Below are 22,707 nucleotides of genomic sequence, written 5' to 3' on the forward strand. Positions count from 1 at the left end.
GATACATCGTTAGACATAAAAACTATTTTTGACTTTTATTTTGGAGACTATAATGGATACAACTAAAGTTGGTTCCATCGATACAAAAGCTTCTGGAGATCCTCGCGCTTGGCGTAAAACGGATACTGTATGGATGCTTGGTTTATACGGTACAGCTATCGGTGCTGGTGTACTGTTCCTGCCTATCAATGCGGGTATGAGTGGATTAATCCCTGTTTTGGTTATGTTAGTTTTAGCTTTCCCAATGACTTTCTTTGCTCACCGTGGTTTAACCCGTTTTGTTCTTTCTGGCTCAAAACCAGACGGCGATATTACTGAAGTTGTTGAAGAGCACTTTGGCCGTACTGCTGGTAACTGGATTACCTTACTTTACTTCTTCGCTATTTATCCTATTTTGCTTGTTTATGGTGTATCAATTACCAATAACGTGCACAAATTCCTAACTGAATTATTAGGTGTTACCGCACCACCACGTTGGTTATTAGCATTAGTTTTAGTTGGTGGGATCATGGCTATCGTGTCCTTTGGCGAAAAATATATCGTTAAAGTCATGAGCATGTTAGTTTTCCCATTCATTGCTGTTTTAGTTGCCTTCTCTTTGTATATGATCCCATATTGGAATGGCGCGGTACTTGATACCCTGACATTTGAAGGTATTGCAGAAGCAGCTAAACATACGGGCGCCCAAAGTATTTGGATCACTATCTGGCTGACAATCCCTGTCATGGTATTCGCATTTAACCATTCACCAATTATCTCTGCATTCTCTGTAGCTAAACGTGAAGAATACGGTGATTACGCTGAACAAAAAAGCTCACGCATTCTTGCTTCTGCGCACATACTTATGGTGATGACAGTCATGTTCTTCGTCATCAGTTGCGTATTTACGTTATCTTCAGCGGACCTTGCACAAGCAAAAGCACAAAACATTAGTATTCTTGACTACTTGTCAGGCTACTTTGATCAACCATTCATTAAATTTGCCGCTGCGATTATTGCATTCATCGCTATCATTAAATCATTCCTTGGCCATTATTTAGGTGCTAGAGAAGGTTTTAATGGCTTAGTTGAACGCGCTTTTCGTGCAAAAGGTAAAACCATTGATATCCGTAAATTAAACCGCGGCACAGCAATCTTCATGCTCGTGACTACATGGATAGTGGCAACACTGAATCCTGGCGTACTTGATATCATCGAAAGCCTTGGTGGCCCTGTTATCGCAATCCTACTGTTCCTAATGCCGATGTATGCTATCCATAAAATACCTGCAATGCGTAAATATGCAGGCAAAATTAGTAATGTATTTATCGTCATCATGGGTTGTGTGGCTATCTCAGCTGCGATTTACAAACTGTTTTTCTAATTAAAGAATTTAGCAGTATTTGAACCAAACCTGCCGCCTACATCTTAAGCATCTAATAGCAATTAGATAATTGAAGTGTAGGCCGGCACGGCAGGCAGAGCTAATCTAAGCCACAAATATTCTCACATTTCTTATCTAGCTTTGCTAAGCCGCCCCTGTAACTCAAGTATCACGGGGATACTTAACTACAGATTCACAGCATAGGAATACGTACCATGATCAGCGTATTTGACATTTTCAAAATCGGTATCGGCCCTTCAAGCTCCCATACTGTTGGCCCAATGAAAGCGGGCAAACAATTTGTAGAAGATTTAATTCAACAAAACTTACTCACAAAAACTTCTCGTGTTGCTGTCGATGTTTATGGCTCTTTATCTTTAACAGGTCGAGGTCATGCCACGGATATGGCAATTATTATGGGCCTTGCTGGCAACCTACCTGACACCGTTGATATTGATGCCATACCTGCATTTATGCGTAATGTAGAACAAACCGGTAAACTTCAACTCGCCCAAGGGCAACATGAAGTTGATTTTCCAATTTCCGGCGGAATGAATTTTCATTCAACTAACTTACCATTACACGAAAACGCGATGACAATTACCGCGTTTAGTGGTGATAACGTTTTATATACAAAGAACTACTACTCTATAGGGGGTGGTTTTATTGTAGATGAAGATCACTTTGGTAAAACAGATGATAATGCCGTACAGGTTCCCTATCCCTACCAATATGCGGCTGACCTACAAAAACACTGTAAAGAAACGGGTTTATCACTATCAGCTCTTGTGATGCAAAATGAGCTCGCATTGCATAGTAAAGACGACATTCATCAATATTTATCTGCTGTTTGGGATGTAATGAAAGCAGGCATAGAGCGTGGCGTGACGACTGAAGGTTTACTACCCGGTCCTCTTCGTGTTCCTCGCCGCGCAGCTGCTTTGCGTCGCCAATTAGTAACTAGCGATAGCACTAACACCGACCCAATGGCTGTTATTGATTGGATCAACATGTACGCTCTCGCCGTCAATGAAGAAAATGCGGCAGGGGGGCGAGTTGTCACCGCGCCAACCAATGGCGCTTGCGGAATTGTTCCTGCCGTACTGGCTTACTACGACAAATTTATCCGTCCAGTAAATGAAAATTCATTGACGCGTTACTTTTTAGTCACTGGGGTGATTGGTTCACTATATAAAATGAATGCGTCAATTTCAGGTGCTGAAGTGGGCTGCCAAGGCGAAGTAGGTGTCGCTTGTTCAATGGCCGCTGCGGGTCTTGCAGAATTGATGGGGGGAAGCCCTGAACAAGTTTGTATTGCCGCAGAAATTGGTATGGAACATAACCTAGGTTTAACTTGTGACCCTGTTGGCGGGCAAGTACAAGTGCCTTGTATTGAACGCAATGCAATTGCAGCGGTTAAAGCGGTGAATGCAGCACGTATGGCGATACGTCGTGTCAGCGACCCGCGTGTTTGCCTCGATAAAGTTATCGAAACCATGTATGAAACAGGTAAAGATATTAATGCTAAATATCGTGAAACATCACAAGGTGGCTTAGCTATCAAGTTAGCATTCTGCGAGTAATAAGATATTCAGTTATCTAACAATAAAATGCCTATAACAATTTGAATTCATTTCAATATTATAGGCATTTTTTATTCGCTTTACTGAGCTAAAACTCAAAATCAGTCATTACCCAAAAATAGCACTCCACCAGCCACTAATGGTTTTCATCACAAAATCCCACATACGACCGAAGAAACCGGCTTCTTCAACGGCTTCTTTAGCCACTAAAGGATGCTGCTCAACAATTTCATCATTTAAAATAAAATTAATTGTTCCCACCGCTTGGTTTTTAGCCAATGGCGCCTCTAAAGAATCATTGTTAAGTTTGATATCAACTTTAAGGTTTTGTAACTGCCCTTTAGGAATAGTGATGGACACATCACTTTCAACACCAAGTTCCACTTCAGATTTATCACCAAACCAAACTCTTTGTGTTTTTAGTGTGGCGTCAGCTTTAATTGGTGTGACCGTTTCAAAGAAGCGAAAACCCCATGTCAGTAACTTTTCACTTTCGGAAAAACGAACTCGGTCACTCGGTGCGCCAAGTACAACGGAAATCAAACGCATCGGTCCATCCGTCGCCGAAGCCACTAAATTGTGACCAGCCCCACTAGTATGGCCTGTTTTTACACCATCAACATTTAAGTTTTGGTTCCATAACAAACGGTTACGATTTGGTTGCTTAATTTTATTAAAGGTAAACTCTTTTTCTTTATGCAGGATATATTCGTCTGGCACATCACGGATCATCGCTTGGGTTAGCAACGCCATATCACGCGCAGTACTGTATTGTCCTTCAGAATCAAGGCCATGTACTGTTTTAAAGTGTGTGTTTTTTAATCCTATTTGCTGAACATATTGATTCATCAAACTCACAAATGAATCTTGGCTACCTGCAACATAATCTGCCAGTGCAATACTCGCGTCATTACCCGACTGAATAACAATACCTTTGTTCAAATCAAGTACTGAAACACGGTCTTTTGGCTTAAGAAACATCAAAGAGGAACCTTTTAGCACAGGATTACCCGTCGCCCATGCATCTTCCCCTACTGTTACCATATCTTGAGGTGTGATTTTCCCAGCTTTAACCGCCTGACCAATGACGTAACTAGTCATTATCTTCGTCAAACTTGCCGGATCTAAACGTTGATCAGGATTACTAGACGCTAAAATTTTACCGCTATTGTAGTCCATCAATACAAACGCTTTTACATCAACTTGTGGAGCAACCGGAGCCTGAGCCGCATATACACTGCCACTCACAGCAACTAAAAGACCAAACCCAACCCTCGCATAACGGGTTTTAAGGGACAATATTTCTCTACTCATCGGTTATTCCTTTACGAATTTTAATCAGTTAAACACTATTGCTGGAAATCACTAAACGATAAAAACTTCGCTGCGATAAAATAAGCTTACTAAATCAAATTATTCCAACAATTATAAATTTCTTTCTAATAGTAAAGCTTTCCGCATTCTCTGACCATCAGCAACAAATAAAGATTGTTCCTATAATGGAATTTCATCTATCTTAGGTAAGGTAAATGACAAAATAAAATTAAGGGAGAATGACATGTTAACTGTATGGGGTCGCACTAACTCTTCAAACGTCAAAAAAGTACTTTGGTGTTTAGAAGAGCTAAATATTGCTTATAATCAAAAAGATGTAGGTGGCCCATTTGGCGGGCTAGAGACACCTGAATATAAAAAAATGAATCCAAACAGCACTATTCCGACTCTACAGGATGATGGCTTTACGCTGTGGGAATCCAATGCAATTTTACGTTATCTTACGGAAAAGTTTGATCGCGCTCACTTATTGTTGTCTCAGGATATACAAGAAAAAGCAGCAGCTGATCAGTGGATGGATTGGGCTGGTGTGAATTTATTTGATCATATCAAACAGATGATGAATAAAATTGTGCGCGTCCCAGAGGCAGATAGAGACCCTGAGCAAGCAAAAATCATTCATGCAAACATTAATCGATTATTACAAATAGCAGATGATGCGTTAGCTACTCAACCTTATTTCAGCGGCCAAAAATTTGGTATTGCGGATATTGCTATCGCGCCACTGTTTTATCCGTGGCACGAAATTGTCACTGAGCGTCCTGCCTTCAACAATTTGGAACGTTGGTATCAGCAGTTGACCACTCGCCCACTATTCCAAAAAATTGTCATGGTACCGATTAAGTAATTAATTATAGCGTCATATTCATCGTGCTTGGGTTTTGATATTGATACTCAAAACCCAGTTCCTCGCAAATTCGATGACCATTAATAACCTTACCTTCTGGCTCATTATCTTCCATAATAAATTCAGGTGATTCTAATCCAAGTGACTGAGCTGCTTGGGAATAAAAATCAGACCGACTTGGATGAACTGGCGCACAAAGATTATAAATATGTCCACCTGTCGGCTGCTGAAGCAACAACAAAATTGCCGCAATCACATCATCTTGATGAACGATATTCACAGGTTGGTTTGCGCCTTTTAACCCTTTTTTACCCGCTAAAAAACGCCCTGCATGACGATTTTCCCCCACAAGCCCCGCTAAACGCAAAATATCAACAGAAATATGAGGTAAATCATGCAGCCATTGCTCCACACCTGCTAATGCCTTTGCCGACTCAGTTTCGCCTTCAAGTGGTGTATCTTCATCAATTAGCCCTTGTACATCTCCATAAACGGAAGTCGATGAGGTAAAAATAATACGGGGCACATGAAACGCAATTGCACTATCAACAAGCTGTTCTATTGCCTCAATATAGGTTGCAGTATTCACCTTAGAAGGGGGCAATAAAATAACAACAGCATCACTTTGTGCCATCAATTGTTCTAAATCTTCAGTATCACATTCTAAGTTAGGCGTTAATTTTAAAGCATAACAATCAACACCGACAGCACGCGCCGCATCAACCCCATCTGAGGTTGTTTTGGTTCCTGAAACGCAAACACCTTGTGCTAATAATGCATTTGCCAAAGGTAAACCTAACCAACCTAAACCAATTATCGTTACTTTTTTCATTTAGTTGCCCCTAAATCGGCTAATAATGACACTACGTTTATTTACTAGGTTAGCTGAAAATCATTAAACTTCCGAACCTATTTTCTATGAGATTAATCACTATAAAAGTACTTTATATAACTATTATTGGTTATTTTAAAAAAAAGAGTTGCATTCATAGGCTAAAATCGGATAGGTTGAATACCAATGAGCATTTAACTCGACTGAATTTTTAAGCAGTTAACTAATTATATAACGGAAGCTATTATGACTCGTATTTCACGCAACCACCATCATCACCATCATCCTGATTAGTCTTTTAGGCGATGTGTGCTGGAAGACGATCAACGACTCTTCCGGTGGCTGAAATGCGAAAATAGAAAACCCTCGGAAGATAATCTTCCGAGGGTTTTTTTATTATTAATCAAAAAGATATTTAAGGGATTTAGGGTGTAATTATGTTGGATAAAACACGTTTAAGAATTGCAATTCAAAAATCAGGCCGTCTTAGTGAAGAATCAAGAGAGTTATTGTCACGCTGCGGGATCAAAATTAATTTACAACAACAACGTTTGATTGCTTATGCAGAAAATATGCCTATTGATTTACTACGTGTTCGTGATGATGATATCCCAGGCTTAGTCATGGATGGTGTTGTTGACCTCGGTATTATCGGTGAAAACGTACTTGAAGAAGAATTACTCAACCGCCGTGCACAGGGTGATAACCCACAGTATAAAACATTACGCCGTCTTGATTTTGGCGCTTGCCGCTTATCATTAGCCGCTCCATTAGATTTCAACTATACCGGAGCTGAATGTTTAAACGGTTCTCGCGTAGCTACCTCTTATCCACACCTGTTAAAACGTTACTTTGACGGAAAAGGAATTCAATTTAAATCTTGCCTACTCAACGGCTCAGTGGAAGTTGCACCTCGTGCAGGCCTTTCAGATGCTATCTGTGACCTTGTTTCCACAGGGGCGACTCTTGAAGCAAACGGTTTAAAAGAAGTTGAAGTGATTTATCGTTCAAAAGCCTGCTTAATCCAGCGTGATGGTGAAATGTCAGCAGATAAACAACAGCTTATCGACCGCATGATGACACGTATTCAAGGTGTTATCCAAGCACGTGAATCTAAATACATTATGTTGCACGCGCCAAGTGAAACACTCGATGACATCATTGCTTTACTACCTGGCGCTGAACGCCCAACTATTTTGCCGCTGGCGGGTGACAAAAATCGTGTTGCTATGCACATGGTTAGCTCGGAAACTTTGTTCTGGGAAACAATGGAAAAACTCAAATCATTAGGGGCAAGCTCGATTCTTGTGTTACCAATTGAAAAGATGATGGAGTAAACACGCCATGGAACTGGGATTCAATCAACCAATCCGCTGGTCAACTTGCAGCGAAAAACAGCAAAGCACCCTACTAATGCGCCCAGCTATTGCAGCATCAAGCAACATCAGTGCGGCAGTTAGCCAGATAATTGACCAAGTACGCAAAGAGGGTGATATCGCCCTACAAGAACTTAGCCGACGCTTTGATAAAACAGATATTTCGACTGTTCGTGTGACGCAAGAAGCCGTTGACGAAGCCCAAACACGCCTTGGTGATGAAATTAAAGTCGCTATGAAAACGGCAATCAATAATATTCGCCGTTTTCATGAAGCGCAAATACCGTCCCCAATTACGGTTGAAACGCAACCAGGAGTCGTTTGCCAACAAGTCACTCGTCCTATTGATTCTGTTGGATTATACATTCCCGGTGGTTCTGCCCCCTTATTATCTACCGTTATGATGCTTGGTACACCCGCCAATATTGCAGGATGCCGTAAAATTATTCTTTGCTCGCCGCCACCAATTGCCGATGAAATTTTATATGCTGCAAAATTGTGTGGCATCACCGAAATTTTCCAAGTGGGTGGCGCGCAGGCCATTGCTGCAATGGCGTTCGGAACCCAAAGCATTCCAGCCGTGGATAAAATTTTCGGTCCAGGAAATGCTTATGTGACTGAAGCAAAACGCCAAGTTAGCCAAAGCCATGACGGCGCTGCCATTGATATGCCAGCAGGTCCTTCAGAGGTCTTAGTTATCGCAGATAGCCAAGCGAATCCAGCCTTTACCGCATCGGATTTATTATCACAAGCGGAACATGGCCCTGATTCACAAGTGATATTACTTACCGATGATGAAAATTTCGCGCAACGTGTTATCGACGAAACAGAAAAACAATTAGCTCAGCTTTCTCGCGCTGCGATTGCCAGAGAAGCTCTTAGCGCTAGTCGAGTGATTATTGCGGATTCAATTGAGCAATGTGTTGAAATCAGCAATCGTTATGGTCCTGAACATTTGATATTACAAACACGTAATGCTGATGACTTAGTCGATTCTATCACTAATGCAGGGTCAGTTTTCGTGGGTGATTGGTCGCCTGAATCCGCCGGAGATTATGCGTCAGGCACAAACCACGTACTGCCAACTTATGGTTATACCTCAACCTACTCAAGCCTTGGATTGGCTGATTTCATGAAGCGAATGACAGTACAAAAACTTTCAGCTCAAGGATTATTAGGGTTAGCAACAACGATAGAAACATTAGCACAAGCGGAGCAACTCACGGCTCACAAAAATGCCGTTACCTTACGAGTCACCGAACTAAAAAAACAAAATAAGGAATAAGTGATGAGCCAAAATTTTAATGCCGCCAGCCTTGCTCGCGAAAATGTCAAAGTCATGACGCCATACATGTCGGCCCGCCGTCTTGGGGGAAATGGTGATGTGTGGCTCAATGCTAACGAATATCCAACCGCGCCTGATTTTCAATTTAATGAGCGTAATCTGAACCGCTATCCAGAATGCCAACCTGCTGCGGTGATCCAGAACTATGCGGCTTACACCGGTTTAACCCCAGAGCAAGTTTTGGTCTGCCGTGGAGCCGATGAATCTATCGAATTACTCATTCGTGCATTTTGCGAGCCGGGTAAAGATGCCATGATGTATTGCCCTCCGACCTACGGCATGTACAGCGTAAGTGCAGAAACATTTGGCGTTGAGCAAAAGAAAATAATGGCGCTGCCCGATTGGTCTTTAAATGTGGATGCCATCCGTGAAAATTTACCCAATACTAAATTAATTTATATTTGTAGCCCAAATAACCCGACGGGCAATATCATCGATAATAAAGCGCTACTCGAAGTATTAGAAATGACAGCAGGACGCGCTTTAGTGGTCGTTGATGAGGCTTATATCGAATTTTGTCCTCAATACAGTGTGACTAGCTGGTTAGCTAATTATCCAAATTTAGTGATTTTAAGAACTTTATCAAAAGCATTTGCCTTAGCAGGCTTACGCTGTGGCTTCACCTTAGCCGCTCCAGAAGTAATCGAGATCTTACTCAAAGTGATAGCCCCGTACCCATTATCAACGCCTGTAGCGATGATAGCAGCGAAAGCTTTAGATAGTGATGGTATCAATACCATGAAAAGTCGCGTAGCCATTATCTCACAAAATCGAATCGCGCTATCTGAAGCCCTACGCGATTTACCAGTCGTTGAAAAAGTCTATCCAAGCGAAACCAACTATATTCTGGTGCGCTTTATCGATGGCGCGAAAGTGTTTAAAGCGCTTTGGGATAAAGGCATTATTTTACGCGATCAAAGTAAACAGCCAGGGCTAGTTAATTGCCTGCGTATTACTATCGGGACAGAGACAGAAAATGTCCGTGTTATTGAAGCTATTGAAGCACTTTGTTAATTAGGAATAACTCATGAACCAGAAAATTCTTTTTATCGACCGTGATGGGACATTAATTACTGAGCCACCTACCGATTTTCAAGTCGATAGCCTCAGTAAACTGGCCTTTGAAAAAGCAGTTATTCCAAGTTTACTCGCGCTACAAAAAGCCAATTACCGCTTGGTGATGATCACCAATCAAGACGGACTAGGAACTGAAAGTTTTCCAACTGCTGACTTCGAGCCGCCTCATAACTTAATGATGCAGGTTTTTGAATCACAAGGTATTCAATTTGATGAAGTGCTGATTTGCCCACATAAACCTGCGGATAATTGCGCGTGTCGCAAACCTAAACTGCAACTTGTTGAGAAGTATTTAGCCGAAGCCATTTTAGATACCGAAAATAGTTATGTGATTGGCGATCGCGAAACAGATATTCAACTTGCTAAAAATATGGGGATCAAAGGGCTACGTTATAATGCAACTGAACTTGATTGGACAGCCATCGCGAATCAGCTGACTAAACCTAACCGCTATGCACGCGTTGAGCGTACCACGAAAGAAACCAATATCGTGGTTGAAGTATGGTTAGATCAAGAAGGTGGCAGCGAAATCAGTACTGGCGTTGGCTTCTTTGACCACATGCTAGATCAAATCGCTACCCACGGCGGTTTTCGCTTAAATGTTAAGGTTAATGGTGACTTATTTATCGATGACCACCACAGTGTAGAAGATACGGGCCTTGCTTTAGGTGAAGCATTAAGAGTAGCGCTTGGTGATAAACGTGGTATCGCTCGCTTTGGTTTTGTCTTACCTATGGATGAATGCCAAGCACGCTGCGCATTAGACATTTCAGGTCGCCCACACCTCGAATATAAAGCCGAATTTAAATATCAACGTGTGGGTGATTTAAGCACTGAAATGATTGAACATTTCTTTAGTTCACTCTCTTATGCGATGGGCTGCACCTTACACTTGAAAACCAAGGGTAAAAACGATCACCACAAAGCAGAAAGCCTATTCAAAGTGTTTGGCCGTACCTTACGCCAAGCTATCCGTGTTGAAGGGAATACCTTACCAAGCTCTAAAGGGGTGCTTTAATGAACGTGGTCATCCTTGATACGGGTTGTGCCAATTTAGCCTCTGTCGCTTATGCGGTAAAACGCTTAGGCTACAATCCTATTGTCAGCCGTGATACCAACACGATTTTACAAGCCGATAAAGTCTTTTTACCGGGCGTTGGCACCGCAAGTGCCGCAATGGAAAAACTCGTCGAACGTGAATTAATTCCATTAATCAGGGCACTCACTCAACCGGTTTTAGGCATTTGCTTAGGGATGCAATTAATGGGTAGTGTCAGTGAAGAAGGAAAAACGGAGATCCCGTTACTCGGTTTAATTGATAGCCCAGTACAAAAAATGGATGCCAATGGCTTACCCGTCCCCCATAGCGGCTGGAACCAAGTAAAAGCATTAGCAGGTCATCCTTTGTTTAAAGGCATCAATGACGATGCGTATTTTTATTTTGTACACAGTTATTCGATGCCTATTTCAACGAATACTATTGCGCAAACCTTATATGGCAACCCGTTTAGCAGTGCTGTAAATCAAGATAATTTCTATGGTGTGCAATTTCACCCAGAACGTTCAGGTGCCGCTGGCTCACGCTTGATTCAAAACTTTTTGGAGATGTAATTTTCATGATCATACCTGCATTAGATTTAATTGATGGCACTGTCGTTCGATTGCATCAGGGGGATTACGCCAAACAAACCGATTATGGCACTGACCCACTGCCTCGCTTGCAGCAATATGAAAAAGAAGGCGCAAAACTACTGCATTTGGTTGATTTAACTGGTGCTAAAGATCCGCAAAAACGCCAAATTTCATTATTAAAGAAATTATTAGCCGGTGTTTCCGTACCTGTGCAAGTCGGCGGCGGTATTCGTACTGAAGATGACGTAAAAGCATTACTAAACGCAGGAGCAACACGTGTCGTCATTGGTTCGACCGCAGTAACTCAACCCGAACTGGTCAAAACATGGTTTGAACGTTATGGCGGGGAAGCTATCGTTTTGGCGCTGGATGTCCGCATAAATGATAAGGGCATAAAAGAAATTGCGATTAGCGGCTGGCAGGAAAACTCAAATTTAACCCTTGAAGACGCCATTGAAATATATCGTCCTTATGGATTAAAACATGTCCTGTGTACCGATATTTCTAAAGATGGCACCTTAAGTGGTTCTAACGTGGATTTATACCAAGAAATTAGCCAAAAGTTTCCAGATATCCAAATTCAAGCTTCAGGTGGTATTGGTAATTTAGCTGATATCGCAGCAATCCCTCCATCGGGTGCAGCAGGCGTGATTGTTGGACGAGCCTTACTTGAAGGTAAATTTACTGTTGCGGAGGCAATCGAATGTTGGCAAAACGCATAATTCCTTGTTTGGATGTCCGCGATGGACAAGTCGTCAAAGGTGTTCAGTTTCGCAATCACGAAATCATAGGTGATATCGTTCCCCTTGCCCAGCGTTATGCAAAGGAAGGTGCGGATGAACTAGTATTTTATGATATTACAGCATCCTCTGATGGCCGAGTCGTTGATAAAAGCTGGGTCGCTAAAGTGTCAGAAGTGATTGATATTCCATTCTGTGTTGCAGGTGGTATTAAAAGTGTTGAAGATGCCGCACAAATTCTCTCCTTTGGTGCGGATAAAATTTCTATCAACTCTCCTGCGCTTTCTGACCCCACATTGATCACTCGCTTAGCCGATCGCTTTGGCGTGCAGTGCATTGTTGTCGGTATCGACACCTGGTTTGATGAAGCCACTAACGAATACCTCGTTTACCAATTCACTGGTGATGAAAAACGCACAGCACAGACCCGTTGGAAAACGTTAGATTGGGTAAAAGAAGCACAACAACGTGGCGCGGGTGAAATTGTTTTAAATATGATGAACCAAGACGGTGTACGCCAAGGTTATGATCTGGTACAACTGAAAAAAGTTCGTGAAGTTTGCCAAGTACCATTAATCGCCTCTGGGGGCGCAGGGGAAAAAGTGCATTTCCTTGATGCCTTTACCAATGCAGGTGTCGATGGCGCTTTAGCCGCTTCCGTTTTCCACAAACAGATCATCAATATCGGTGACTTAAAACAATACCTAGCCGAAAATGGAGTTCAAATTAGAGTATGTTAACTACAGAACAATGCAGCCAACTAGCTTGGCAAAAAGTCAATGAATTGATGCCTGTTGTCGTACAACACGCAACATCTGGTGATGTATTGATGTTGGGCTATATGACCCGTGAAGCGCTACAAGTCACCTTAGACAGTCGCAAAGTGACATTTTTTTCCAGAAGCAAGCAGCGCTTATGGACAAAAGGTGAAACCTCGAATAATTTCCTCAATTTAGTCGATATTGTCGCCGATTGTGACAGCGACACATTGCTAGCGTTGGCGCTACCCGATGGTCCTACTTGTCACAATGGAACCCAAAGCTGCTTCGCTCCAGCGCAAAGTGACTGGGGATTTCTCTTTGAGCTTGAAAATATACTCAAAGAGCGTAAAACGGCTGATCCTGAGAGCTCTTACACTGCCCGTCTTTACGCTAGTGGAACTAAACGTATCGCCCAAAAAGTCGGTGAAGAAGGTGTGGAAACCGCATTGGCTGCTACCGTTAATGACCGCGCAGAGTTAACTAATGAAGCCGCAGATTTGATGTATCACTTAATGGTTTTATTACAAGATCAAGATCTTGATTTAAGCGCAATTATTAAACGCTTAAAAGAGCGCCATCAATAATCACTCGGCTGCCTAATATTGGTAGCCTAAGCTTATTGACTCAGTGGGATGACGCTAATGTTTCCCACTTTGAGTTTTATTTTGACTATTTCAATGAACGTATACACCAATCTACCGCATTCATTTATTTTGCAAATACCTGCTAATTCATTGTCATTATTTTTATCTTCTACTTTTTAATTTTCAAGTCTCACTTACTCAACCTTTGCCATCACTTTCTATCAAGTTGTATATCAAATTGAAATTGGTATCATTCCAATTATAGGATGTCGATTTCAAAGGAAATAGTCGTGTCAGAAAATTCAATTTTTATGCAATTAACTCAGTTACTCGATAAAAATAGTGCTCGATATCGTGTGATGGAACACCCGACGGCAGGCAAATCAGAAGAAGTGGCTAAAATTCGTGGTACACAACTAGGACAAGGTGCAAAAGGATTGGTTTGTCATGTAAAAGGTAATGGCATACGTCAGCACGTTCTAGCCGTTTTACCCGCAGATAAGCAGGCGGACCTAAGTAAGATCGCGATAGCAATCGGTGGAACAAGAGCGTCATTAGCCAGCCCCAAAGAAGTGGATGAGTTAACACAATGTGTTTTCGGCGCAATACCGCCGTTTAGCTTCCACCCTTCTTTGTTACTTATTGCAGACCCGCATTTATTTGGTCGTTTTGATGAACTCGCTTTCAACGCTGGCACATTAGAACGCTCTGTAATTTTAAATACAGAAGATTACCAAAGAATTGCATCACCAACGCTGGTTAATTTTATTCGTACTGAAGAAGCATAATTTACGGTTATTAAAAATAACCCTCAGACTACTGTCGAACATATTTTATTTGGCGGCAAGTCTAATAGGTTTTGAAAATAAATTAGGAAAATCAATTCATTGATTTTCCTCTGATAACACAAGGCGGGAAAAACCACGTTTTTATCCCGCTTTGTCAACAACCTCAGGGTTATTAAAAATAACCCTTTAAAAAATAGACTAAAACAACTTACAGATTGAATTTTTTATCATATTCAAGGCTAGCCATTTTTAATGCTATAAAATCTGAGCTACAAATAAACGGTTTTAACGCAGTAAACTTCGCTTCAGGCCAATCATAAATTTTGAGCTGCAATAATTCGCCAATAACGTCGGCAGAAAAACGATAATTAATCAGCTTAGCAGGGTTTCCCCCCACAATACTGTATGGCTCGACATCTTTAACAACCACACTATTGGCAGCAATAACCGCACCTTCGCCAATTTTAATACCTGGCATAATAAAAGCACGCATACCAATCCAAGCGCCGTCACCAATCACGGTATCGCCCTTGCCAATGTAAGACTCTTCAATATGCTCTAAAAATGGATATAAACAAAACCAATCCATACGATGGGTATGATTGCCGCCCATTAAAATGACCGCTTCACTGCCAATACAAACATAGTCGCCGATATAAAGTTGATCGACATCCCATGCAAGTTGCCAATCTCGACTTTGCTCGTCCCCTTGTAAATAGCGAACCACTGATTGTTCAAAACCATCATCCCAGCAATCACTATAATAGCTATGTTGCCCTTTAATATGGATATTCGGATTTTGTACAACTTCATGCAGTAATTCGTATTTCGACCAATGCTTTTTATTCATGGTAACAAACCTTTTAATAACTTTAGTAGTACCATAGAAGAACGCTATCTATGGTGATGTATTCACGTTCAAAACACATCACAATCAGCAATTTGTGGTCGCTTTAATAAAGGGGTTTCCATAAAATAATCCTTAAATTAAATTTTGATAATATTTTATTGCTTAATGACTATTCTACTTTAAAAATATCATAAATAAACGGCTAAAAAAAATCATCGGCTACGTATTGCAACCGATGATTTAATTACATATCTAATTTTACTTATCAATGCGTTAAGCTATTTATTTTTAATCACTTCTTAACTTTACCCAAATTAAGCGGCGTGATCTCACCAGTTTCAACATTGATATAAAAATCACGGCTAGGATTACCTTGCAAATATTTATCTATTACAGTGAAAATACTACCAAAACGTAATTTAAAAATATTTTCAAACGTACTATCTGCATTAATCTTATTCGTTGAGCTCGGTAATGACGCTAATAATGTTCCCGTCAGTAACTGATACTGGTTCAATCGCTCCGCAGGAATATCCTGCAACGCCAACTCATCGGCATTACGTAACCGGTAAAAATCAACTGCAAGGTCGAATCCATTCCATTTCGCAAAATCATTTAATTTAAAACCGGCTTTATTAGCAACTAATGCCGCTTTTTGGCTAGCCTTTTTCCATGCATCTGCATTTTTATTTAAATAAACCTGCGTGATATCGATGTTCTCAGGGTTCACACCTTTAGCACATATTTCATGATTTTGACTTAACGGTGCCGTTAATACTTCATTATAAGCACTTTGGCTTTCTAACTGGCTGAGTATCAACATCTCTTCGCCATTCATACTAAATAACATTTGGCGAATTTCACATGGCCACTCTTCTGGCAGAAAACGTAAACGTGTTAATTCCGTAATATGCCAGTTAGTAAAATCATAATAATTATCTGCTTTAAGAATATCGCTATTCCAAAGATGTGGAGAATTGGTTTGTTTTAAATGATCCCACTCTTGTTGATAGTGCTCGAATAATTCATCAAAACGCGGCACATTATCAATAATTACAGTTTGCACATCGATTTCATTGGCATTTTTAAAATTCAGAATCTTATATGCCGGAACATACGCTGCCATTGATGGAGCTTGGATATTAAACAATAAGCTACCATCGGGATATTTGCGCACACCAGTATCATTAAAATGCATGTGACCGCCAACATGCACACCAATACCGGTTTTAGCCATTGCATGACTGGTATCTTCTTTTGGCGCTCTTTCTAATTGGAATTTACCTTTACCAAAAATAGTTTCAAGGTCATCCGCAGCACCATTATCAAACTCCACCATTGGGAAATGGCTAAATGTAATCAACGTTTTATTTTGCTCTTTTGCACGTTTTGCAACTGAAGTCATCCACTCTACAGTTTGCTGTTTATGCGTTAGCATTTTGTTGTAGCCCGCGTTTCCTGAACCTGCAAAATTCTTGGCAGCCTTTGGGTTATTAATATCTGCTTTTTCAGAAGGCACATACACATTTGCATCAACAGCCATCAACCAAAGACCGGGAACAGGTTCAACAAGATAGCTGCTATCGGCGACATTAAAGCAAGGACCATAACCTGCTTGCTTATATTCACCCCCAGTTCCTTGTGTACAAATTTCATACTGTCTTTGGCTAAAATCACTGGCTTTTACAGCAGCGTCATAACTATAACCTTTTGAGCCATAATCAGAATAAGGAGTTTCCCAATAGATATCGGCTGGCAATGGATTGATGCCAAAAGATTTCATGGCATCCATTACATTACCATAGCCACTGTAAACCATTTCTTCGCTACAGATAGTTGGTAATTCAGCACCTGTATCAATAACTGCTGTTTTACCTTGATACCCCGTACACTCGCTAGCACCTAAACTAAAGATACGCTGAGTTTTCCCCTCTACACCCAAAAAGTCCTCTTTTCCTGCGGGCATATCAAATGGACGGTTAGGATCATGATTCCCTGGCGTAGCAAAAAAGCGCATGCCATATTTTTGTTCGTACTCTTGTAAAACTTTAACTAAACCACGTAAATGAATTGGCTGACCATCATCCGTAAAATCCCCCGGTAATGCGATCAACTTTATTCCTTTGCTGCCGGCATCTTCAAGGGCGGCACGTAGTGCAAAATAGTTTTCGTTAAATAAACGGGTCGATGTCAACTGCGCGTACATCGACCGAATAACCGCATTTTGACCGCTTTTACTATTTTTCAAACCATCAAACGAACCATCAGAAAATTGCCCATAAACATCATGAAAATGAATATCAGGCATAAATGCAACGGTATAATTATAGGCTTTATTATCGGTGGTCGTTGCAATCGCCATATTTCCTGTCGAAATTAATGCAAGGGCAAGACCGTATTTAATTTTATTGTTCATGTTTATTCCCTTTTATAGTGACCTATTTCTATCAGAAATTATATGCAATGCCAACGCGATAACGCATTTGCCATGCATCACGATAGGTTTTTCCATCTTTCACATAAGAACCATCGTCATAAGAGACATAACCTAACTCGAAGTAAGGCACCCATGTTTTATTACCAATCCACGAAACATTTAAGTTATGTGCGTAATCTTTTTCTTTACCTTTATAGGCAGGGTAATCTGTATCGAATTTATATTCAAAATCATAACTCAAAGAAATATCTTGTATTTTATAACCTAAATAAAAATTACTTTGCCAATAATGTTGATTATCCTTTGCTGGTTTATTTGAATTATCAAAATGTCTAACACCGTAACGTAAACGTGTTCCAACATTAAAATCATCCGTCAGGTTATAAGCCGCTTTAACACTAAATTTATATGCGGTATCTTTTTCACCAGAATCTAAAGCAAAAGAAGGTGTTAATACAAAATCTTTAGTTACTTTATATTTATAACCCGCTTCAACCTCATTACCTTTTGAAGATAAATTTTCCATAAAGCCGCCATCTTTACTTCTCCATTTACCTTCAAGGCTAAAATAAGTGCCATTTTGTAAACTATGCCCAATTTTAATTCTATCTTCGTGGCGATGTTCATCACCTAACCATTCATGACGATAATCTACATATGTTGCATTAGCAGCAGAACAAAAAATAAGTGTAGAGATAGCTAAAGTAAAATGTTTCATTAATTTTTCCTATATTTATGTGTGTTGTTATATTTAATTTTTATTTATGTTTTTTAATTATTACTCGTTAGTTAGGACAGCCTCCATTCAATTGTTTTCATTTAAATAAGAATAACCAGTGCAATTTTAAGCAAAGTTATCCCTATCCTTTAAATTTAAAGAATTTACATTACGGACTAATATTATTAATTTTCTAAATCAAACAATAATATTTAATTTAAATGTTTTTTTATAATCCTAATTCATATTTTAATAGTTCAACGATTGCATTAGGATTTTTTGCACTCATTATTTTTTCACGAAAAGATTCATGCATTAACTTACGAGCAAGAACCGAAAAAATTCGCATATGTTGATTTTCTTCATTCTCATTAATGGTTAACATAATAATTAATCTAACATCAACATTATCCCCCCAAGATAAATCCTCTAATAACCGCATAACGGAAATACTGCTGTGCTTAACCGCGAGTGATTTACAATGCGGGATCGCAATAGAAAAACCTAACGCCGTACTGAAAACCTCTTCACGTTGCCAAATAGCATGTTCAACATCTGTGGCTGAATCTGTACGACGATTTATCTCTAAATTATCCGTTAGTAATTTGATAGCCTCATCTTTACTCGCCACTGTACTATCTAACAAAACTAATTCAGAAGTTAATACCGGATAATTAGAATCAAGGTGTTTATTTGATAATGTTAAACGTGCTAATTTCGCTTTTTCCAGTGTTAACCAATCTTCTGCATACTTGTCTGGTTCAATAATTAACGCATTGAAGCGGGTATCTAACAACAAAGTTTGGTTATTTTTAATTTGGTCAATAACCGCAGTACTTGCAGATAACAGTGGAATTGAATAAGTACGCGCTAAAATTACCGTATGTGATGTTTCTGCACCTTCCGCCATCACAATACCTTGTAAATTAGTATTATTGCCTTTTAAAGTCAGTAATTGTCCTGGGGTTAATAATCCTTGGCACACAACAATCGTATCGTTATCTAATTCTGGTAACTGTAATATCGGCGCTACACTAAGATGAATCGCGATCCTCAGCCCTAAATCTTTAATATCTAACTCGCGTTGGCGCAAATATTCATTACTGCTTTCACGAAATGGTAAACTTAACTCATCAATGGCCATCGCTAATGCAGACATTGAATTACGAGCCTGATCTTGCTCAAGTAAACAAGCCTCAACATCTTCATCATCAAGTAGCTGGCTTTGCGCTTCGAGTATATTGGCAACTTCACCCACAACCTTCTGAATATCTTGACGTAATTGTTCTCTCGCCAACAGTAATGCTTTTTTCAGTTCTTCATACTGTTGAATGCGTGAACTTTCAGGCTGCTCTTGCCCTAAACTGCGCAGCTCAGGTACCTTTATCAGTCGTGATTGCCCTTTTGCCAGCCCTTGGCTAACGCCATTCCCGCGTACTATTTTAGATATTGAACGGCTAAGAAAAACAGGCAATACTTGTTGCTCTGTTTTTGCCTCTTGAGCCAGAGGCACATCACAGTGAAGAAACTCTTGCTCAATAAAGACTTTTAGCCTTTCATAAGCCATATTTTCATCACGTCCTTCAATTTGAAAATAACATTCATCACCAAGCGCAACATCTGTACCCACTAACGCCAAAACGCTTTTAGCATTTCCTTGGCGCGCTTTGGTTTTATTAAACAGCGTTATTTCAGATTGAAAACTCACTGTTTTTTGCTCCAATGCGCTGGCAGGCCTTGCATGAATACCATTCGGTAACTGGCAACAAAAAGAAAGTGTTTGCATAAATGATACCTTTAATTATTAACTCATTAGCCATGACACAGGGGCACAAGGTGCTGCTTTACCTGCGTTGACGCATTCCGTTTCAGCCAAAGTCACTTGCTGAATTTTAATGTCAGATTTAGGTGGCTCATATAACAATGGTTCGATACTTGGATTCCAACCGCGTAATACTAGTGCATCTACATTTTGGGCTTTTTTAAGCGTACTAAAATGTAAGTCACAGTCCCAAGTTAAAAGGCTATAACTTTCAGGAAAAACAAGGTTATGTGGGTTCATTTTAAATTGCGACCAACCTGAATCTAAATAGCCAAATGCAGGCGTGCGCCAATGTTCAACATCTCGCCAGAAATCAGGATGCTGGCCTTGATGCATTGGTAATACCGCAAAATGAAAATGATGAATGCCAAATATTTGTGAATCAGGAGATGGCAAGACCATGCCAGAAGCACGACCAGGCCGCCAAGTCAGGTTAGCCTGCCCTAACCAACCAACGCTACGCAATAACGTCAATGCAATCATATCTTGGCGAGATTCAGGGATTTGATACTCTCTCAAACCTTCCGTCACAAGACATATGCCATGATTATCATTATGTTGCATAACAAGACTTTGCATTGGCCAAAGAGATGTCGGAGCCTCTGTCCAGTTTTCTTCTTGCCAATACGCTAAGCTTGTTGGCTGATTTTCTCGTTTAATTAAGCCAAATGGTTGATCTGCAAAATGAAATGCTTGCTGAATCTCTGTCGGTATCTCAATTTGTAAACGATGGTCTTGAATTGTATTGTTGACTGTAATTTCAATATCTAACCAAGGTTTATCATGAGGCAGCGAAATTTTCATTGAGATATCTAAATACGCATTGAGCTGGTGCTGCTGACGAGCTTTCGCATCGAGCGGAGCCGGGATATGCCAGTCCAAAATAAAAGCATCAATTAATGGCGCTCGAATACACTCAAATTGTTGTAGGTGTCCATCGCTACTCACCAGCCAATCATCTACAGGTGGAGAATAATTGTAGTTATCTCCGGCATCCCCACCATCAACTAAACGCAAAATATTTGAATAATGCTGTTGATTTCGTTTATCAATTAGTCTCAATTGACCATCATTTATTTCAATTTTTAACCATTGATTTTCAAGTGTATTCTCATTTTTTATCTGTAGCGGAAATTCAAAGTTAGCCGGCTCACCTTCATGAAGATAAAATGTACGGTAACCACAAGATGGCAAATCAGTCGCTTCAAGCAATACGTCACACTTGCGATACCATGTTGTGGTTGTACTATTTGCTAACTCTTGAACAATCAACGACATATCTTGAGGCTGTTCTTTAATTAGCTGCCAACGACAAGTTTTACCTTGGTCATCTTTAATACAAAAATCAGCTTCTGGCGTATATAGCGTGATACTAATTTGCGCATCACGTTGATGAGGTAGTGAATTAAAGACAATAATTTTTTTGCCTTTTTGAGTTGCCTCTATCCCTCCCGCTAACATTTTCATGTTGAGAGAGAGTAGTTGATTTGCACTTTCTAACCCATTGGTTAGTCGTGCTTTAACCATACTATTGACCCTATCAGAATTACATCCACCAATACTGTCATGAGCATGAGACTGCATGGCATCACGCCAAATATTTTCCACCGCACTTTGTGGATAAGGTAGACCTAATCGCCAATTAATCGAAAGTAATGGCTCAAGCTGCTGACTCACAAATTGCTCTAATTTGGCATTGAGTAACTTAATATCCATACGCGTGGAAAAAATCCCCCGATGAACACGCATATATTTCGGACTCAATAACTCACCACTAAATTCAGGTAATTGTTGGCCACTTTTCTGTAATGCGGTGAAAAAATCACTAAAACTACTTTTAACAAAATGATAATCCTTTTGCTGCTCATTCAATTTATTGAGCATTGCAGGCACAGCATATTCAAAAGGAGATTGATCATTTCCATTCGGCAATAAAATTTGTTCTGAATGTGCAAAACGCGCCTGTTTTTCTAAAATTGCAGGCAATACTATTGAGGCTTTTTCCGTATTATCAGGCAACCACTTAGCGCAGCCATAGCCCCACGGAAGCACCGCCGTTGTTACCGAATCCCCTGAATCTGCACGCCAAATAAACTCACTACTCGCAACGTCACGTTCACACCAGCCACGCCAAATCACTGCATATTTAATATCGAACTGTTGTAAAAACATTGGAAGTTGCGCACTTTGCCCAAATGAATCAGGGACATAGCCCACAGGCATATAACTACCCCAAGTTTCACAATCTGCTTTACCTAATAATAAATTTCTTGCAATAGACTCTGCACCCACTACCAAAAAGTCCGTTTGTGTATACCAAGGACCAATTAAAATTCGACCTTGTTTTATTAATTGCTTTAAACGGTCACATTGCTTGGGGGCAACTTTTAAATAATCCTCCAATACCACAGTTTGTCCATCTAGAATAAATGGTCCAAGAGTTGTATCTTGCTCTAAGCGATCCATTAAATCATTCATAAAATAATAAAGAATAATTTTGGAATCATTTTCGGTAAAATACCATTCTCTATCCCAGTGTGTATGTTGAATTAAATGTACGGTTTTCATTATATAACCTTTAAATAATCTATTTTCAGAATGAACGAGTCCGTGGCGT

The 22,707-nt window shown here is 40.2% G+C and carries 19 protein-coding genes and 1 other annotated feature; of the genes, 12 read left to right on the forward strand and 7 right to left on the reverse strand.

All coding sequences use genetic code 11. The annotated features are described in order from the left end of the window. Positions 1 to 52 precede the first annotated feature (52 nt). Together AAZR93_RS13290 and AAZR93_RS13295 are read left to right on the forward strand one after the other, a co-directional pair. Complete coding sequence (locus AAZR93_RS13290) at positions 53 to 1,363, forward strand: serine/threonine transporter (protein WP_434720067.1); 1,311 nt, start codon at positions 53 to 55, stop codon at positions 1,361 to 1,363. 215 nt (positions 1,364 to 1,578) lie between these two features. Continuing rightward, positions 1,579 to 2,946 carry an L-serine ammonia-lyase gene (locus tag AAZR93_RS13295; RefSeq protein WP_434720068.1) on the forward strand — a complete coding sequence of 456 codons (1,368 nt, stop codon included), beginning with the start codon at positions 1,579 to 1,581 and terminating at the stop codon, positions 2,944 to 2,946. A gap of 108 nt (positions 2,947 to 3,054) precedes the next feature. Here the strand turns inward: AAZR93_RS13295 and AAZR93_RS13300 are convergent, their stop codons facing one another. Further along, the gene (locus AAZR93_RS13300; protein ID WP_434720069.1) at positions 3,055 to 4,260 is read right to left on the reverse strand and encodes a serine hydrolase; all 1,206 of its coding nucleotides are present in this window, start codon (positions 4,258 to 4,260) and stop codon (positions 3,055 to 3,057) included. Between the two features lie 244 nt (positions 4,261 to 4,504). Between AAZR93_RS13300 and AAZR93_RS13305 the strand changes: the two genes are divergently transcribed. Then, positions 4,505 to 5,128, forward strand: a complete 624-nt coding sequence (locus AAZR93_RS13305; RefSeq protein WP_294101219.1) for a glutathione S-transferase family protein — start codon at positions 4,505 to 4,507, stop codon at positions 5,126 to 5,128. A gap of 4 nt (positions 5,129 to 5,132) precedes the next feature. Here AAZR93_RS13305 and AAZR93_RS13310 read toward each other — a convergent pair whose 3' ends face one another. Then, positions 5,133 to 5,960 (reverse strand): SDR family oxidoreductase, encoded by an 828-nt coding sequence (locus AAZR93_RS13310; protein WP_434720070.1) that lies wholly within the window; start codon positions 5,958 to 5,960, stop codon positions 5,133 to 5,135. A gap of 269 nt (positions 5,961 to 6,229) precedes the next feature. Beyond that, positions 6,230 to 6,357 (forward strand) — a sequence feature (His leader region). Between the two features lie 40 nt (positions 6,358 to 6,397). On the opposite strand from AAZR93_RS13310, the gene hisG reads away from it, so the two are divergent. The 9 genes from hisG (at position 6,398) to AAZR93_RS13355 (ending at position 14,263) form a co-directional block, all read left to right on the forward strand. Continuing rightward, positions 6,398 to 7,297 (forward strand): ATP phosphoribosyltransferase, encoded by a 900-nt coding sequence (hisG, locus tag AAZR93_RS13315; RefSeq protein WP_294101224.1) that lies wholly within the window; start codon positions 6,398 to 6,400, stop codon positions 7,295 to 7,297. A 7-nt stretch (positions 7,298 to 7,304) separates the two neighbouring features. After that, complete coding sequence (gene hisD / locus AAZR93_RS13320) at positions 7,305 to 8,621, forward strand: histidinol dehydrogenase (protein WP_434720071.1); 1,317 nt, start codon at positions 7,305 to 7,307, stop codon at positions 8,619 to 8,621. 3 nt (positions 8,622 to 8,624) lie between these two features. Beyond that, positions 8,625 to 9,695 carry a histidinol-phosphate transaminase gene (gene hisC / locus AAZR93_RS13325; protein ID WP_294101229.1) on the forward strand — a complete coding sequence of 357 codons (1,071 nt, stop codon included), beginning with the start codon at positions 8,625 to 8,627 and terminating at the stop codon, positions 9,693 to 9,695. 13 nt (positions 9,696 to 9,708) lie between these two features. Next, the gene (gene hisB / locus AAZR93_RS13330) at positions 9,709 to 10,776 is read left to right on the forward strand and encodes a bifunctional histidinol-phosphatase/imidazoleglycerol-phosphate dehydratase HisB (protein ID WP_434720072.1); all 1,068 of its coding nucleotides are present in this window, start codon (positions 9,709 to 9,711) and stop codon (positions 10,774 to 10,776) included. Next, positions 10,776 to 11,369 (forward strand): imidazole glycerol phosphate synthase subunit HisH, encoded by a 594-nt coding sequence (gene hisH / locus AAZR93_RS13335; protein ID WP_434720073.1) that lies wholly within the window; start codon positions 10,776 to 10,778, stop codon positions 11,367 to 11,369. The genes hisB and hisH overlap by 1 nt, the downstream gene beginning before the upstream one ends. A gap of 5 nt (positions 11,370 to 11,374) precedes the next feature. After that, positions 11,375 to 12,112, forward strand: a complete 738-nt coding sequence (gene hisA, locus AAZR93_RS13340) for a 1-(5-phosphoribosyl)-5-[(5-phosphoribosylamino)methylideneamino]imidazole-4-carboxamide isomerase (protein ID WP_434720074.1) — start codon at positions 11,375 to 11,377, stop codon at positions 12,110 to 12,112. After that, positions 12,094 to 12,870 carry an imidazole glycerol phosphate synthase subunit HisF gene (gene hisF / locus AAZR93_RS13345; RefSeq protein WP_294101240.1) on the forward strand — a complete coding sequence of 259 codons (777 nt, stop codon included), beginning with the start codon at positions 12,094 to 12,096 and terminating at the stop codon, positions 12,868 to 12,870. Before hisA ends, hisF begins: the two co-directional genes overlap by 19 nt. Beyond that, positions 12,864 to 13,475, forward strand: coding sequence for a bifunctional phosphoribosyl-AMP cyclohydrolase/phosphoribosyl-ATP diphosphatase HisIE (gene hisIE / locus AAZR93_RS13350; RefSeq protein WP_434720075.1), 612 nt, complete (start codon positions 12,864 to 12,866; stop codon positions 13,473 to 13,475). Before hisF ends, hisIE begins: the two co-directional genes overlap by 7 nt. 311 nt (positions 13,476 to 13,786) lie before the next feature. Continuing rightward, positions 13,787 to 14,263 carry a YbaK/prolyl-tRNA synthetase associated domain-containing protein gene (locus AAZR93_RS13355; protein WP_434720246.1) on the forward strand — a complete coding sequence of 159 codons (477 nt, stop codon included), beginning with the start codon at positions 13,787 to 13,789 and terminating at the stop codon, positions 14,261 to 14,263. Between the two features lie 208 nt (positions 14,264 to 14,471). Here AAZR93_RS13355 and AAZR93_RS13360 read toward each other — a convergent pair whose 3' ends face one another. The 5 genes from AAZR93_RS13360 to AAZR93_RS13380 all read right to left on the reverse strand — a co-directional run bounded on the left by AAZR93_RS13360 (position 14,472) and on the right by AAZR93_RS13380 (position 22,658). Then, positions 14,472 to 15,113, reverse strand: coding sequence for a CatB-related O-acetyltransferase (locus tag AAZR93_RS13360; protein WP_434720076.1), 642 nt, complete (start codon positions 15,111 to 15,113; stop codon positions 14,472 to 14,474). Positions 15,114 to 15,405: 292 nt separating this feature from the next. After that, a complete protein-coding gene (locus AAZR93_RS13365) occupies positions 15,406 to 17,529 on the reverse strand; it encodes a metallophosphoesterase family protein (protein ID WP_336428543.1) in 2,124 nt (707 codons plus the stop codon). A gap of 31 nt (positions 17,530 to 17,560) precedes the next feature. After that, positions 17,561 to 18,268, reverse strand: a complete 708-nt coding sequence (locus tag AAZR93_RS13370) for an oligogalacturonate-specific porin KdgM family protein (protein ID WP_434720077.1) — start codon at positions 18,266 to 18,268, stop codon at positions 17,561 to 17,563. 229 nt (positions 18,269 to 18,497) lie between these two features. Further along, positions 18,498 to 20,054 (reverse strand): HPr family phosphocarrier protein, encoded by a 1,557-nt coding sequence (locus tag AAZR93_RS13375; RefSeq protein WP_434720078.1) that lies wholly within the window; start codon positions 20,052 to 20,054, stop codon positions 18,498 to 18,500. An 18-nt stretch (positions 20,055 to 20,072) separates the two neighbouring features. Further along, positions 20,073 to 22,658 (reverse strand): glycoside hydrolase family 38 C-terminal domain-containing protein, encoded by a 2,586-nt coding sequence (locus tag AAZR93_RS13380; RefSeq protein WP_434720079.1) that lies wholly within the window; start codon positions 22,656 to 22,658, stop codon positions 20,073 to 20,075. Positions 22,659 to 22,707 lie beyond the last annotated feature (49 nt).

The sequence above is a fragment of the Providencia sp. Je.9.19 genome (genome assembly GCF_051129765.1).
Classification (GTDB): Bacteria; Pseudomonadota; Gammaproteobacteria; order Enterobacterales; family Enterobacteriaceae; genus Providencia.